Annotated in this window: 14 protein-coding genes and 1 riboswitch; of the genes, 3 read left to right on the top strand and 11 right to left on the bottom strand. The window is 47.7% G+C overall.

Going from position 1 to position 15,844, the window contains the following annotated elements; all coding sequences use genetic code 11:
- Nucleotides 1–24 precede the first annotated feature (24 nt).
- The 6 genes from MKY75_RS03695 to MKY75_RS03670 form a co-directional block, all read right to left on the bottom strand.
- The gene (locus MKY75_RS03695; protein ID WP_029515768.1) at nt 25–267 is read right to left on the bottom strand and encodes a hypothetical protein; all 243 of its coding nucleotides are present in this window, start codon (nt 265–267) and stop codon (nt 25–27) included.
- 39 nt (nt 268–306) lie between these two features.
- A complete protein-coding gene (locus MKY75_RS03690) occupies nt 307–1,173 on the bottom strand; it encodes an inositol monophosphatase family protein (RefSeq protein WP_013308756.1) in 867 nt (288 codons plus the stop codon).
- 174 nt (nt 1,174–1,347) lie between these two features.
- Nucleotides 1,348–2,349, bottom strand: coding sequence for a UV DNA damage repair endonuclease UvsE (gene uvsE / locus MKY75_RS03685; RefSeq protein WP_069011284.1), 1,002 nt, complete (start codon nt 2,347–2,349; stop codon nt 1,348–1,350).
- Between the two features lie 139 nt (nt 2,350–2,488).
- A complete protein-coding gene (locus MKY75_RS03680) occupies nt 2,489–2,812 on the bottom strand; it encodes a hypothetical protein (RefSeq protein ID WP_013308754.1) in 324 nt (107 codons plus the stop codon).
- Nucleotides 2,813–2,913: 101 nt separating this feature from the next.
- Nucleotides 2,914–4,002 carry a D-alanine--D-alanine ligase gene (locus MKY75_RS03675; RefSeq protein ID WP_340884348.1) on the bottom strand — a complete coding sequence of 363 codons (1,089 nt, stop codon included), beginning with the start codon at nt 4,000–4,002 and terminating at the stop codon, nt 2,914–2,916.
- Between the two features lie 73 nt (nt 4,003–4,075).
- Entirely contained in the window at nt 4,076–5,071 is a 996-nt protein-coding gene (locus MKY75_RS03670; RefSeq protein WP_069011283.1) for an amidase domain-containing protein, read from the bottom strand.
- A 419-nt stretch (nt 5,072–5,490) separates the two neighbouring features.
- On the opposite strand from MKY75_RS03670, the gene acnA reads away from it, so the two are divergent.
- Entirely contained in the window at nt 5,491–8,202 is a 2,712-nt protein-coding gene (acnA, locus tag MKY75_RS03665; protein WP_340884347.1) for an aconitate hydratase AcnA, read from the top strand.
- 73 nt (nt 8,203–8,275) lie between these two features.
- On the opposite strand, the gene MKY75_RS03660 is transcribed toward acnA, so the two are convergent.
- From MKY75_RS03660 to MKY75_RS03650, 3 genes are all read right to left on the bottom strand, one after another.
- The gene (locus MKY75_RS03660; protein WP_322251841.1) at nt 8,276–8,623 is read right to left on the bottom strand and encodes a DUF1648 domain-containing protein; all 348 of its coding nucleotides are present in this window, start codon (nt 8,621–8,623) and stop codon (nt 8,276–8,278) included.
- A 138-nt stretch (nt 8,624–8,761) separates the two neighbouring features.
- Nucleotides 8,762–9,007, bottom strand: coding sequence for an SdpI family protein (locus MKY75_RS03655; protein ID WP_340887058.1), 246 nt, complete (start codon nt 9,005–9,007; stop codon nt 8,762–8,764).
- Between the two features lie 624 nt (nt 9,008–9,631).
- Nucleotides 9,632–10,468: a YitT family protein gene (locus MKY75_RS03650; protein ID WP_029515776.1), complete on the bottom strand. Its 837-nt coding sequence runs from the start codon at nt 10,466–10,468 to the stop codon at nt 9,632–9,634.
- 508 nt (nt 10,469–10,976) lie between these two features.
- Here MKY75_RS03650 and MKY75_RS03645 point away from each other — a divergent pair.
- Nucleotides 10,977–11,129, top strand: a complete 153-nt coding sequence (locus MKY75_RS03645) for a hypothetical protein (RefSeq protein WP_010348453.1) — start codon at nt 10,977–10,979, stop codon at nt 11,127–11,129.
- A 122-nt stretch (nt 11,130–11,251) separates the two neighbouring features.
- Here MKY75_RS03645 and thiC read toward each other — a convergent pair whose 3' ends face one another.
- Together thiC and MKY75_RS03635 are read right to left on the bottom strand one after the other, a co-directional pair.
- Nucleotides 11,252–13,096 carry a phosphomethylpyrimidine synthase ThiC gene (gene thiC, locus MKY75_RS03640; protein WP_069011280.1) on the bottom strand — a complete coding sequence of 615 codons (1,845 nt, stop codon included), beginning with the start codon at nt 13,094–13,096 and terminating at the stop codon, nt 11,252–11,254.
- Between the two features lie 187 nt (nt 13,097–13,283).
- A riboswitch (TPP riboswitch) is annotated at nt 13,284–13,396 on the bottom strand.
- 155 nt (nt 13,397–13,551) lie between these two features.
- Complete coding sequence (locus tag MKY75_RS03635; RefSeq protein ID WP_039270658.1) at nt 13,552–14,295, bottom strand: IclR family transcriptional regulator; 744 nt, start codon at nt 14,293–14,295, stop codon at nt 13,552–13,554.
- Between the two features lie 300 nt (nt 14,296–14,595).
- Between MKY75_RS03635 and MKY75_RS03630 the strand changes: the two genes are divergently transcribed.
- Complete coding sequence (locus tag MKY75_RS03630; protein WP_029515779.1) at nt 14,596–15,633, top strand: alpha/beta hydrolase; 1,038 nt, start codon at nt 14,596–14,598, stop codon at nt 15,631–15,633.
- The last annotated feature ends 211 nt before the right edge of the window (nt 15,634–15,844 follow it).

Here is a 15,844-nt window from a genome sequence, read left to right as displayed (position 1 = left end):
TCGGCAAGAGGTATTTGCATTTGCTTAGCGTTGATCGGTTGGTTTCGATTTGTCCGCCTTGCTCATATATTCGTCGTATCGGTCATCAAGTTCCCGTGCCATACTCCGGTATTTACGCGTTTCCTCAACAATGGGATCGATATGAGTCTGAACCCGCACCTCATATTTAGGGCTGAGCCGTTCCCGCTTTTGGGCCTCATTCTCACGAATTTCGCCTTCCGTCAGCAGTTCACTGAGCTGGCGTTCCAATTCTTCGGATTGACTCATCGCGATTTCCTCCTTTAGGGTGATGGTCCCTACGTAGAATTATAACCCGGTTGCGTCTGCTTCTTTCAGCACTTGAATAAGTTGAGAATGAATAGCTGTATTCGTAGCTGCAATATGCCGTACACTCAGGTCATAAGGTCTGCCCAATGTATCGGTAATGGTACCGCCTGATTCCTGCACCAGCAAAGCGCCCGCTGCTACATCCCACGCATTCAAACCAATTTCGCAATAGGCCGATAACCGTCCCGACGCCACATAAGCCAGATGCAATGCTGCCGAGCCCAGCGCCCGAATGCCGCGTACCTGAGGTGTAAGAACCTGCGTGATTTTCATATTTAGCGGTTGTGCATACGTACGATCTGGCGGGAAGCCGATGCACACCAGACTATCTCCCAGTGTTTCTTCTCTTGAGGCTTGCATGCGATTACCATGTACATATGCGCCTTTTCCTTTTTCCGCTACAAACATTTCATCACGGGACGGATCATAAATAACCCCGACAATCACCTCTCCACGATGGGCCAAGGCAATGGACACACTGTAATACGGCAGACTGTGTACAAAATTGGTCGTGCCATCTACCGGATCAATAATCCATAAATATTCCTCTTCACGGGCAGCCTCTAGTGCGCGGGCCGAAGCTTCGGCTCCCGGCTCTACACCCTCTTCACCCAAAATCGCATGATCGGGAAAATGGGTCAGAATCAGTCTGCGAATCATCTGTTCTGCACCTTTATCTACCTCGGTCACTAGATCCGTAGGAGACTGTTTGGTATTCAAATGTTCAACAGTTCCCAGCCTGCTCTTAATCCATTCCCCGGCTTTGGATGCCGCGTTAATAGCCACGGCAGTATAGCTTTTTCCTGATACGATATAGGGAACCTTTTCGTTTTCATGTTCGTTCAACGTGTTCACTCTACTTTCTATATCATTGTTACGTGGTTTACGAAGCTGGCCTACAGCACAGTCTCTTAACCATCTCTGTTTCAGTACAAGTTTGCTAGTTTACACATTCTAGTATACACAATAAACTGCATAAAGTTTCCCCAAATGAGAGATTTATCCGCAAAATACTACTTTCTAAGGCATAATTTCTACGGAAGCCCCATCCAGCACTTTGACCCCATTATCTTCCTGAAGGCGCAGTTCATTCATCAATCCGAATAACGCTTCATCCTTAAGCTTGGCTTCAAGCATGACATCAATCCGATCCGTATATCCAGCAATATTGCGCAGAAAGGTCAGCAACGGCTCCACCAGAACACCGTCTGCATGACCACGAGGGTCTTTTTCACTTTTGGGACTGGAGGCATGAATTTTGGGCGGCAATGGATGATCAGTAGAAGATCCGGCTTGGGCCAATTCCCCTTTCCAGGTATTCAATATGTCCGGCCATAGCTCCCACGGCTTCTCACCCTCGTTATTGACCCATTGATGATGAATATCGAGAACCATCGGCAAGCCCGTTATTTTGCAAGCTTCCAGTGTTTCCACCGCATTGAATGTTTTATCATCATTTTCCAGCGTCAACCGTTCTCTTAACGAAAGATCCAGAGCACTAACCTGCTCTACAAAACGCTGGCCTGAGGTCACCTTATCTCCGTATGCACCACCAATATGAATGTTGTTCTTGGCTTCGGCACCGAGCCCCATGGCCTCCAGCATCGCTTTGTGGTACTTCAAGTCATTAATGGAGCTCTCCAACACCTCAGGACGGGGAGTGCTTAACACTGTAAAATGATCGGGGTGAAACGATACCCTCATCCTATTCGCCTTGACATAGTTCCCAACCTCTGCAAAGTCAGCAGCAAGCGCCTGAAACGGGTTCCAATCCCGCAGATCCTGATGGGTCGCGAGCGGAATCAGCTTGGATGAGAAACGATAGACCTGGATATCACTCGCGCGATTATGGCGCAGCAGCCTCAATGTATTATGGAGATTTTCAGCTGCTATCCGTTCTAGCTTGCGGATCGCAGCTTCTCGGTCTCCAATCTTGTTAAAGCTGGCCATCGTCATGGTTTTAGAGGGGGATGCATTTTGCACGGTAACCGACATGGCTACATAACCTAACCTTACGATCATAGGGTGTCTTCCTTTCAGTAGTTCGCAGTAGATGGTAAGGCCGCTTTCGTTCTGTGACCTAAAACCCTTTTCTACTGATCATACCCGGAAAAGCACATGCTGATTCGGTGTTATCGCACAAATTGCAAGAAGCAAACAGCTAGGATTGCTGCTGTGCTCCAAAAAACATTTCATCCGCCAATGCGGTCTGAATTCTTGATTCCTCATCATTCAGCTTACGAATGAGGATCATTTCAACTTCGGTCACTTCATCGCCCTGGAAATTAATTTCGGCGATACAGCCCACAATCTGCACGATGGCTACTGCCACGTTGTCCACGCTGTAAGCGATGACCTTCTGGCCTGTCGGAAACACGCGCAGCCCGGATTTAACCATTTTGCCACGTCCGTATTCCAGCAGTTCGTAAAGTTCTTGTTCGCTCTTGAATTTGCATACGGAGTTAAATTCAGTTTGAAAGCCCATGTGTAGCCGCCACCTTTCATCATTAAGGGTTTAGTGAAATGCTCAAGTAAGTGCCATATATATGAACAAAAAGGAGAGTGATCAGCTCCCCTTTGTTTCTTTTATGAGTTCTCGTAGTGCAATGCGGACCTGCGCTCATAACGCTCCAGTGCAAGAGCAATCATGCGGTCCAGCAGACTTGCATAGGATACGCCGGTTTCTCTCCACAATAATGGATACATACTGAACGGTGTAAAACCAGGCATCGTATTCACTTCATTAATAAGAATATGTCCGTCCGAGCGTCTGACGAAGAAATCGGCACGGGAAATCCCGCAGCCTTCCAGCGCGCGGAATGCTTGTAATGCGGCTTCACGAATACGATCTGCCACTTCCTCATCCAACGGTGCCGGAATAAGCATTTCCGATTGGCCATCCGTATATTTGGCAGCATAATCATAATAATCACTCGACGATACAATTTCACCCGGTACCGAGGCAATCGGCTCGTCATTGCCAAGTACGCTGACCTCAATCTCACGGGCATCGACGTACTCCTCGACAATCACCTTCAGGTCAAATTGCAAAGCCAGATCTACAGCCTTTTCCAGCTCTTCTCGGTTGCTGGCTTTGGAAATACCGACACTTGATCCCAGATTGGCCGGTTTGACAAAGCAAGGATAACCTAGCTCGGTTTCCATATTACGTACCAGATCATGACTGGTTTGGGCCCACTGTGTACTATTAAAATAACAGTATTTCACTTGCGGCAATCCTGCATGCTCAAACAGCTTCTTCATGACGCCTTTATCCATACCTGCTGCCGAAGCCAACACTCCTGCACCGACATAAGCCATATCCGCCATTTCGAACAGACCCTGAATCGTTCCGTCCTCGCCAAAGGTGCCGTGCAGCAACGGAAACAGCACATCCAGCGTCTGCTCTCCGTACAGCTTGCCGAACAACGTATCTAATGCCGCCTTGGTACCGCCCTCTGCACGTTCCAGCTTCAATTGCTCTACAGAAGCCAGAGGAGCGCTTAATAGCGCCCCTCTACGCCAATCGCCAGCCTTCGTAATATAAAAAGGAATAATCTCGTATTTCTCATAGTTAAATGCGTTCATTACCGCATACGCCGTTTGCAGCGAAACCTCATGTTCGCCCGATTTGCCACCGTACACCAGCCCTACGGTCAATTTTTGATTTGCCATGCCTATCCTCCGCTTTCCTACTTTCGTCATTATGACTGATTTGCGTCACTATACCTGTTATCCATCATCTCATTTAAAAATAGTCGGCGATGTGATAAAAGCGATATACCGTGTTGTCGGTCCACGCATACGAATTTTTATAGTCCCAATAACGATGTCTGGAGCTTACCGTATGCGCATTGACTAGCGGCATGCCGCCCGCATCAAAGGCCGTTACCACCGTGCTGTGCTGAAAGGTTCCGTCACCATCCCAATCGTAAAAAATGACGTCCCCCAGCATGAGCTGCTCCGGTCGACTCACCTGCTCAGCAGTCAAACCCCATGAGCTGGAGCCCAAATACCGCTCCAGACTGTTGGAAACTGCCCAACTGTAGCTCCACAGCTCACGTCCGGCGACCCGCCCTTTATACCACCAGCCCGATTCTCTTTTACCAGTATAGTGGATCGGTGCGCCCCCTGCAAAGAGGCATTGCGAGATATAATTGGTGCAATCCACATCAAAACCTTCAAACTCCGGGTTAAAGCTATCCCACCACTGATCTGCATAAGCCGCTGCTTCTTCACGGCGATATCGGCTGGGACGTGCGGACGAACCAAAGCCCAGCACACCGCGATTCAGCAGCGGCAAACTCCCTCCCTGATTAAACGAAGCCTGTTCAAAAGGAACCTCTCCCCCCGCTGGCTTCCTTTCTGCCGGATCGCGCTCAATTCTCGCTACCTGCCAGGCTTCACCCTCGCGTGTGAACGTCAGACGCTCCCGTTCAATCCGATCCTCCCGGTGAGTCATCCCACCCTTCTCATAAAAGAGTCGGACATGCAGCTGTACATCTACCACAGCCTCATCCGGCGTATCCTGCACCATTCGTAGCGGCTTGGCGCGTGTCTCGCTGCGTAGGGGAACAGCATCCCGTTCGTTGTACCACTGCTCCAACCTGGCCGCACGTGCTGCTCGTTCCATCCGCTGGCCCACCTCCAGATACTCATCTGGCTGCGGTACACCATTGACTTCACTGCGATTGTATTGATTCACGTAAGCAAAAAGGGCCTGTTTCCATTCCCGCTCCCCCATCCCTATCCCTCCAAATTCGTCCCGCTATCCTTTTCCGGGGATAACCGGAATGATGTAGAACTTCCTTTTTCCCTCTCTGGTCTGATATGCTCTCTATCTATAAGTATGAATCTCTAAAGCTTCGTATGAACATCGAAACGCGAGGGAGCGGAACGTTTTATTTTCCAATCTGCAAGGCATCATTTAGGCCAAAAAAACTTTACGGAACTGCCTGAAAACGGTATACTTAATCCAAAAGCAATCATTTTGAAATCATGTTTCATCTAATGAAACAAATTGCATTCATCACAACCTCTAACACGTTATGAAGCACTGAAGATGTAATTGAGAACGCAACCAATTTAAACCAACTGGGCAAGACGTCGAAAAAACGACATCCCTATTTTCCCCCAAGCATTCACTTCAAGGAGGTAATACTTATGTCAGGAAAAGATCAATTCTCCATCGCCCGTAGTCTGGAAGTTAACGGGAAGCCTTATCGCTACTACAGTCTTAAGGCACTGGAGGAACAAGGAAAAAGCGGTATCGCCAAGCTGCCTTTCTCCATTAAAGTGTTGCTGGAAGCCGCGGTTCGCCAATTTGACGGACGCGCCATCACTGAAGAACATGTACAGCAGCTGACAGGCTGGGCTGAGGATCGGGACACCAACAAGGAGATTCCGTTCATTCCTGCACGCATCGTGCTACAGGATTTTACCGGTGTCCCCGTGGTTGTCGATTTGGCAGCTATGCGTGATACGGTGAAAAAAGCAGGCGGGGACCCGAAGCAAATCAATCCGCTCGTTCCCGTCGATCTCGTTATCGACCACTCGGTCATGGTCGATGCTTTCGGTACCAGTGATGCGCTGGATTACAACATTAATGTAGAGTTTGAACGTAACGAGGAGCGGTACCGTTTTCTGCGCTGGGCGCAAACGGCGTTCAACAACTTCCGCGCCGTTCCGCCATCCACAGGTATCGTCCATCAGGTCAATCTGGAATATCTCGCCTCCGTTGCGGCTACCAAAACCATTGACGGTGAAACGGTCGTCTTTCCAGATTCCCTCGTAGGAACAGACTCCCATACCACGATGATTAACGGCCTTGGTGTTGTTGGCTGGGGTGTCGGCGGGATTGAGGCAGAGGCGGGTATGCTGGGGCAACCGCTGTATTTTGTCACTCCCGATGTGATTGGCTTCAAGCTGACAGGCAGTCTGACGGAAGGCTCTACCGCCACCGATCTGGCGCTCACTGTTACACAAATGCTGCGTAAAAAAGGCGTAGTCGGCAAATTCGTAGAGTTTTACGGGCCTGGTCTGGCTAACATCAGCTTGGCTGACCGTGCGACAGTTGCCAACATGGCACCGGAATACGGCGCAACGATTGGTTTCTTCCCGGTCGATGCGGAAACACTGGCATACCTGCGCAGCACTGGACGTTCCGATGAGCAAGTAAGCCTCGTAGAGGAATATTACAAGGCCCAAGGCATGTTCCGCACATCCGATACACCGGACCCTGTGTTCAGCGATACCATTGAGCTGGATCTAGCCTCGGTTGTACCGAGTCTCGCCGGACCCAAACGTCCGCAGGACCGTGTTGAGCTTGGCCGCATGAAAGAAACGTTTGAAGGCATTATTCGTACCCCAGTGGACAAGGGCGGCTATGGACTGAGCGATGAAAAAATCGCACAGAAGATTCCGCTGACCCATCCGGACGGCTCCACCAGCGAGTTGGGTACAGGAGCAGTCGTTATTGCGGCTATCACAAGCTGCACGAATACCTCCAATCCAAGCGTTATGCTCGGTGCGGGCTTGCTGGCCAAAAAGGCAGTGCAGCGTGGGCTCAAAAAGCCAGGCTATGTTAAAACAAGCTTGACGCCAGGCTCCCTCGTCGTGACGGAATACCTGCAAAAAGCGGGATTAATCGGACCGCTCGAAGCCCTCGGCTTCCATGTAGCAGGCTACGGCTGCGCAACCTGTATCGGTAACTCCGGTCCACTTCCTGACGAAGTGAGTCAAGCTATCACAGACCATGATTTAACGGTTGGCGCAGTTATTTCCGGTAACCGGAACTTTGAAGGCCGTGTGCATGCGCAGGTCAAAGCCAACTATCTCGGCTCACCGCCACTGGTTGTCGCTTATGCGCTGGCAGGTACAGTGAACATTGATTTGGTGAATGATCCGCTCGGTTACGATCAGGACAATCAGCCTGTCTACCTGAAAGACATTTGGCCCACTTCTGAGGAAATCAAGGAAGCCATCAGCCTGTCTCTCAGCCCGGATATGTTCCGTCGCAAATACGAAAATGTATTTACTGCCAATGAAAAATGGAACTCCATTCCGGTTCCTGAAGGCGAACTGTATGAATGGGATGAAAAATCAACTTATATTCAAAATCCACCATTCTTTGAAAAACTTCAGGATGGCGTGCAGGATATCAAGGAAATCCGTAATGCCCGTGTGCTTGCCCTGTTGAATGATTCGGTCACGACGGACCATATCTCACCAGCAGGCAACATTGCTCCTTCCAGCCCGGCAGGACTGTACTTGAAGGAGCATGGCGTGGAACGCAAGGATTTCAACTCCTACGGCTCCCGTCGCGGTAACCACGAGGTCATGATGCGCGGTACATTCGCCAACATCCGTATCCGCAACAATGTGGCTCCAGGTACTGAAGGCGGCGTGACCAAATACTTGCCAACGGATGAGGAAATGTCCATCTATGATGCGTCCATGAAATATCAGGCAGCCGATCAGAACCTGATCGTCATCGCTGGTAAGGAATACGGCACAGGCAGCTCTCGTGACTGGGCGGCCAAAGGTACGCTTCTGCTGGGCGTTAAGGCTGTCATTGCCGAAAGCTTCGAGCGGATTCACCGCAGTAACCTGGTCGGCATGGGTGTACTGCCTCTGCAATTCCAGGAAGGCTATGGCTGGTCCAGCTTGGGCCTCAATGGTCGTGAAACCTTCGACATTCTCGGCATTAGCAATGACGTGAAGCCTGGTCAAGAGCTTACGGTTGTGGCTAAACGCGAGGATGGCACGAAGTTCGAATTCCCAGTAATTGCTCGTTTGGACAGCACCGTCGACATCGACTACTACCACAACGGTGGTATTCTGCAAACCGTATTGCGTCAAATGATTCAAGAGTAAAGAGCGTATAAATAACAAAATCCCCTCCAAATGCAGTGGAAACTGCACATTGAGAGGGGGTTTTTTATATGCTTTAAGCCTTTAAAAGGAAACATATGCCGAGAACTGAGAACACTAGGGTTATAAGGAGTGTGAAGAGACCAGGCAGGCTTTCCATGATTGCAGAGCCTTCTTCGCTCTTGAACTGACGACTGAAATAGGGTTGGAGCATAAGCATAATCATAAAAGATATGAGGCTGATTCCACACAACAACCATACCTCAGGGGAGGATTTGTCAACAAAACGGTCAGCCACATCATTGAAATTGTAGTGGATTGCTACATTCCTAGGCATTCTCGGATACATGAAAAGGTAGATAATGAAAGGCAAAACAGAAATAAGAAAAGACAATACATTAGAAAAATTTAATTTACTTCTCATGGAAATCCCCCTAATATGCTAAATCGATCCGCATTATACAGATATCAGCAGTCTATATTTTTATACCTATGGCTTAGAAAGAGAGAAGTAACAAAACTAATCATCGTCGGTAAACAAGAAGCGAGCACCATATACACATTAACTTCTTGTCCTAATCCTATAGCGATCCCGATTAAGCCAAAAGGCTATCCAAATATAAGCAGAGATACGATGCGTCTTCTTCCATGCCTTTTCATTCGAAAGCAGCCATGGGAACTTCAAACCAATTAAACGGTTAGGTGTTAATTTAGTGAATGTGATACCTACTGTTAAGTGCGATATCGCTGAAACCAATAAAACTATATTTAAGGGACTGAAGTAAATAGCATTTGAATACAGTAACATTAAAAAAAGAAAAATAAAATTTAGAACAACAAACACACTGGAACATATTTTACGATATGGAACCAAATTATTTTCAGAAAATTGTTCTCTATGTTTCGAGAATTTTGGATATAAGACAACAATAAGAAAAGAGATAATCATCGCTCCTGATGACACAATAAAAAAAGCTAAAGGGAGCTTTAGCGGGTTCATTGAAGGCAATATAATAAATGAATTTATAAAATGCAATATAATAAATAAAATAGAAATCTGAATCCACGGCTTTTTAAATTCTTTTTTTAAATCATAGTTATTCTCCACTCAAAACAACCTCACTTGGAACTGTTTCTCAGTTGATTTTAGAAGTAAGTGTATTTATAATACTTCATTATAAAAAATGAATATATTTTAATAAAATATATATTATTGTCAGATCATAATGCATATTTTTCAAAAAAATAAGAGATCAAAGTCACATTCACAATATTTTTTTACAAAAAATAGCTTTTCTTCTGTTTCGAAAAGAAGTTATTATCTATCTACTCTATTTCGATTATTAAAATAAACATCTCAAAGCAAAAAAGCCGATCCCTCAGGACCGACTTCCTACCCTATTCTCCTATAACCTTATCTTCACACCACCAGTTACTTCGAAATATCCAGAAAACCTTCTCCGAACACGTCCCGCACGTCATGAATGGTGATAAACGCTGCTGTGTCGATGGCTTTCACTATCTTTTTAAGCGCCGATACCTCTTGTTTACTAATGACGATATACAGCACTTCTTTTGGATTTTTAGTGTAATAACCGTGGCCTGACAGGACAGTAACTCCACGATCCATTTTCGTAATGACCATCTCGGCAATTTTATCTTGGTGCTCCGAAATAATCATGACCGCTTTTTTGGGGTTCAGTCCTTCGATCATGAAGTCCATCACCTTCGTACCAACGTACAAAATAACGATAGTTAGCATCAATTTTTCCGGGCCAATAATAAAATAGGAAGAGAATGCGACAATCAAATCAAAAAACAGCAGGCCATAACTGATATTCCAATCCAGATACTTGTTGGCAATCCGGGCTAAAATGACCGTTCCCGCCGTTGTGCCACCTACCCGTACGATTAAGCCAATGCCGACCCCCACCAAAACTCCGGCAAAAACGGCATTAATCGTCGGCTCATGCGAATCAATCCGCCAGTTGACTGTTAAATGTAAAAACAGCGAGTTAAAAGCGACCGCAATGATAGTGTACAAGGTCGTTCTCTTGTCTAAAAATTTATATCCGACAATCAGCAGCAAGCCATTAATCACCAGATTAACGATCGAGGGAGACCACTGAAACAGGTAGTACAGGATGATTGTGACCCCTGTAACACCTCCCTCACCAAACTCATTCGGGATCACAAACAGATTAACAGCTAGCGCGAAAAAAAACGCACCCAGAATAATAAATGCGATGTCTGCAATACATTTTTTCATATATGCTCTAATCCTCTCTCTAACATTTCAAAGGATGAATCGCCAGATCGATTGGCTGACTCTTGTTGTCAAAATACGCTGACAACCAGTTCATGGTATCTACTACCAAACATAAAGTCAATACAACTTTGACACTTTAATTCGCCACCAGACTGCCTCAATCCTGACTTGAGGAGTCCGCAAAACCCTCCTTTTACAAGGTTATTCGACAAAAAAACACAATCCCGACTACTAAACTAAGAAAACGGGCCTCAAGCCCTTGTTTTAGACCTAGGCACATTTTCCCCTAAAACGACCATCCTCCTAATCGGCATTTTGAACACACATGACCATCTTCCTGTTTTATGTCAAAAGCGTTTTACTTTGAAAAAATGTGGGTATAATGATTGAAACATAACCAAGCAACCTACATAGCATTGCGACATCAAGTACATACAAATAGTCCTATACAGACGTCCTAAGCAACTCAATCTGAATTTGACAATATGGAATTGGAGGAATGATCTACATGAATACAATGAACTTAACCGTCCACACCCTGATGCCCTTTCACCACCAATACCAACGTGCCAACGCGGTGAGTATGCAGAAGAAAGAAGATAGCTCGGAGAAGAAGCTCAGCTTTCAGGACATTTTGAATGAAAAAATGGGTAAAAAATAAGGCGCCGTTTATCCGGTTGCATGACTCGCTTTACATAAGCCAAAAAGCCGTAGTTTCCTACATCGACTGTAGAGAACCACGGCTTTTTTTGATTCATGCGTTCCTAAACTCACACATTCGTTTTACTGACCGCCATCCCGATACTGCTCTGCCTTCTCACGCATCCCAGCGGCCACTGCTTCTTCGGTGTTCAGCCCCTTATCCGCTGCATAGGCGCGAATGTCCTGCGTGATGCGCATACTACAAAATTTGGGGCCGCACATCGAGCAAAAATGTGCTTCCTTGGCTCCCTCTGCTGGTAGCGTTTCATCATGGTAGGACAAGGCCCGCTCGGGATCAAGCGACAGATTGAACTGATCCCGCCAGCGGAACTCAAAGCGTGCCTTGGACAAAGCATCATCCCGCTGCTGCGCCCGTGGATGGCCCTTCGCCAGATCGGCAGCATGTGCCGCAATTTTGTAGGTAATGACACCCTCACGGACATCATCCTTATTCGGAAGACCCAAATGCTCCTTAGGCGTAACATAGCACAGCATGGACGTCCCGAACCAACCGATCATCGCCGCCCCGATGGCTGAGGTAATATGATCATATCCGGGGGCAATATCCGTCGTGAGCGGTCCCAAGGTATAGAAAGGAGCTTCCTTACAAATCTCCATTTGCAAATCCACATTCTCTTTGATTTTATGCATAGGGACATGTCCCGGCCCCTCAATCATGACCTGAACATCATGCTTCCATGCGATTTGCGTTAGCTCGCCCAACGTTTCCAGCTCTGCAAACTGTGCTTCATCATTCGCATCATAGATACTACCTGGACGTAGACCATCCCCGAGAGAAAAGGCCACATCATAGGCTTTCATAATTTCGCAGATTTCTTCAAAATGTGTATACAAAAAATTCTCCTGATGGTGCGCAAGGCACCAGGCTGCCATGATCGACCCGCCACGGGACACAATTCCCGTCATTCTATTCGCCGTCATCGGTATATACCGCAGCAATACACCCGCATGAATTGTAAAATAGTCCACTCCCTGCTCCGCCTGCTCGATCAGCGTATCGCGATACAACTCCCACGTCAGCGCTTCTGCTTCGCCGTTCACCTTTTCAAGTGCCTGATACAGCGGCACAGTTCCAATCGGTACAGGAGAATTCCGAATGATCCATTCACGTGTGGTATGGATATTACGGCCTGTGGATAGGTCCATAACTGTATCCGAGCCCCAACGCACAGCCCAGGTCATTTTCTCCACTTCCTCCTCAATCGAGGAGGTAACCGCAGAATTACCAATGTTCGCATTGATCTTCACGTGAAAATGACGCCCAATGACCATCGGCTCACTTTCCGGGTGATTGATATTCGAAGGCAAAATGGCTCGTCCAGCCGCCAATTCCTGCCGTACAAACTCAGGCTCCACCCCTTCGCGGATCGCCGCAAATTCCATTTCGGGCGTAATGATCCCTTGCCGTGCATAATGCATTTGCGTCACTGTACGACCTTGCGAAGCACGAAGCGGACGGTTGGTCACGCCGGGAAATTCAACTGTCTCCCGTTTGGAGCCAGGTTTCAGTCCATTATCCTCCGGTTTGACGGCGCGTCCCTCGTAAGCCTCCACATCGCCCCGTTCCAGTGCCCAAGCTCGCCGTAATGGAGGCAGGCCCTGACGGATATCGACCTGATAGGCTTCGTCAGTCATGGGACCGCTCGTATCGTACACACGCAATGGCTCATGATGCTCCGTGCCCTGCGGCGTATGTGTAGGATGAAGAGCAATTTCCCGCTCTGGGACGGCAATGTCCGGCCGCGAGCCTTGAATATATACCTTACGGCTCCCTGGAAAGGGCGTTACCCCACTGGCTTGCTCCCCGTTTGTCTTCTCTACCCCAACTTCCCTTGTTCCTGCCAACCTTACTTCTGCTGATTTAAATTCTGTTCCTTTTGTTCCTTCTACTTCTGTCGGCTTCATTGTCCATTCCTCCTGTTTCGATGAAATGACACACCGATCCGGAACCATTCCCAGGGTGGCGCTGATCTATGCAAAAAAGCCGGTTCCCGAGGGAACCGGCTAATCTAACGAGGCAGCTATCCAGACCGTGCACATGTGGAATAATCCTATTCCAATGCGTCACCGTAGACAGCAGCTGCGTATACATTTCAATGGCCGATTACTTCCCTACGCTGGTATGATCCAGATCAGGTGCAAAGGGTCCGGAATCTTACACGATTCCATCTCAGCCCGGCATTACAGGCTCCCCCAGTAACTGCGATACTTCTATTCACATGAGGCGGACATAACAGACATCCCGCCATCCTTATCAGACTACTTCAAATTTATGGCTTTGGCAACCCTTCTAGGTTCCATTTAGCAAGAAGACGCTCCTCACCAAATCACTTTGCTTGCTTCAACTGCATTCATTCTTGTTACGGAAGCATAAGCCCCATTTCCTTAGCCGCTTCGATCAAAATCGGAGCAAAGTCATGTAGCGTCTCGGGTGCAAGCCGGCTGACCGGACCGGATACAGATAAAGCCGCAGTGACCTGTCCCTTCCGGTTCACAATTGGTGCGGCCACAGCAGCGGCCCCTGGCTCCCGTTCTTCATAGCTGGTCGCATAGCCCTTCTCGCGAATGTCCTGCAGCTGGGCTTTATAGACCTCCGCGTCTACCGAGGGCGGCCATTCATTCCCGCTTAGCAGGGCTTCCAGCTCCTGCGGCGGCATAAAGGCAGCCAGCACCTTACTGGAGGCTCCTACAGCCAGCGGCATACGCGCACCCACAGGCGCAACCCTGCGGATCGCCTGATTGCTCTGCACGGCTTGTATGCGAATACGCATGCTGCCGTCCCGTAAGTACAAGCTGACCGTTTCGCCCAGACGGTCACGCAGTCCTTCCATTGCAGGCTGTAACAACACCGCCGGCTCGTCACTTTGGGACAAATGTGTGGATAGCTCCCAAATGCGGAAGCCAAGTCGATATTTTTCCGTTTCGGCATTCCGAACGACAAAGCCCCGATCCTCCAACGTAGTCAGCAGCCGATGAACCGTGCTTTTATGTAGACCAATTTTGGAGGCAATCTCCGTTAGGCCAAGATCCGAATCTGCGGTAAAACACAGCAATATATCAAGTGCACGCTCTACAGCGCGAACGGTTAATTTACGGTCTTCCATTCGTGAACCGCTCCTCTTGTATCCATATTCGTTTCACACTATGAAACATGGTTACATAAATTATATAGAATAGTCGCGGCTACTGTAAACCGATGTTTTTGTGACAACCATATTACAGAACGAGAACAAACATCGACAATTCTTTGCATCATTTTTACTTTTCCGGTTCAGGCGTTGACTTTGGATAACCCCCATCATACGATAATAGGTATCTATACGGATATACACTATCATTTTCAAGTGGAATTATACCTAAATTCTATTGAAACGAGGATCAATTTTATATAAGGAGGCTCTTACATGATTTCTACATCCCAGCGCAACTCTCAGCTACAGACCGCTGTTCAGGAGCCGTCCACCCCACTCTTTAATCCCCGTCTGCTGCGGTTCAAGCACGTTGTGATTGCTCTGCTGCTGTCGGTCGTTTTTTTTCTGTTGTTTTGTTTTATTGCCTTGCATGCTTACATCGCATGGGTACTTACGAATCCTACCGTCGCGCCGCTGTACTCTAATCCGATGCAGGCCAAAAACATGCCTTATGAGGAAGTCAGCTTCCCTGCCAAGGATGGTAGCCGCATGGTACAAGGCTGGTATATCCCGGCGGATCAATCGCGGAAAACGATTATTTTCAGCCATGGTTATGGAGCTAACCGCGAAGAAAGCTGGATTCCCATGTATGATCTGGCGCATTATGCCCACAGTTTGAACTTTAATGTGGTCATGTTCGATTATGGATTCGCGTCACAAAACAGCAAATCAGTCGCAACCGGAGGCAAAGCGGAATCCCAGCAGCTTCTCGGAGCGATCCAGCTTGCGAAGCAACGCGGCTCGTCGGAGATTATCGTATGGGGCTTCTCCATGGGGGCAGGAACCGCTCTTCAGGCGGGCTTGCAAACCAAGGATGTGGACGCAATGATTTTGGACAGCACTTTCCTGTTGGAGCCGGATACGCTGTACCATAACATTCACAATCAAATTAACCTGCCAAGACATCCGTCTTTGGAAATTCTGGAGTTGCTGTTTCCAGTCTTGAACGGCACCAGCTTGCATCAGATTCCATATCAGGAGGTTAAAAAGGAAAACTATCCGTTCCCGATCATGTTTGTGCATGGTACACAGGATGAAAAGGCTCCTTATCCTATTGCGGAAAAGCTCGCTGCCAATCAAACCAACCCACTTTCCAGTGTATGGATTGTCAAAAACGGAATACATGAGCTTATTTTCAGAGAGCATCCCCGTGAATATCTACGGCGGGTATCGACGTTTCTAAGCAGTGTACAGGAGCTGGAGGACAAGAAAACGATCGCTGATGCCCACAAACAAACGACTACAAAGTAAAGAATTATTTTTCAAAAAAACTGTATTTAATTCTTCACCTTGAAGAAGCCTGCCTACGGACACTAACCCGTGCCGTAGCTGGGCTTCTTTTTCGTTTACCATGGTATTCTTGTTCTACGTAACAGATGTGACCAAATTAAGCGAGTTCATAGACATATTCCCGATAGGACAGCGAATATACTGGGTACGTATGCATCCAGGGCAGATCTGC

The sequence above is a fragment of the Paenibacillus sp. FSL L8-0663 genome, assembly GCF_038008125.1.
GTDB lineage: Bacteria > Bacillota > Bacilli > Paenibacillales > Paenibacillaceae > Paenibacillus > Paenibacillus polymyxa_D.
The sequence above is the reverse complement of the archived record's forward strand: the minus strand, read 5'-3'. Positions and strand labels throughout refer to the sequence as shown.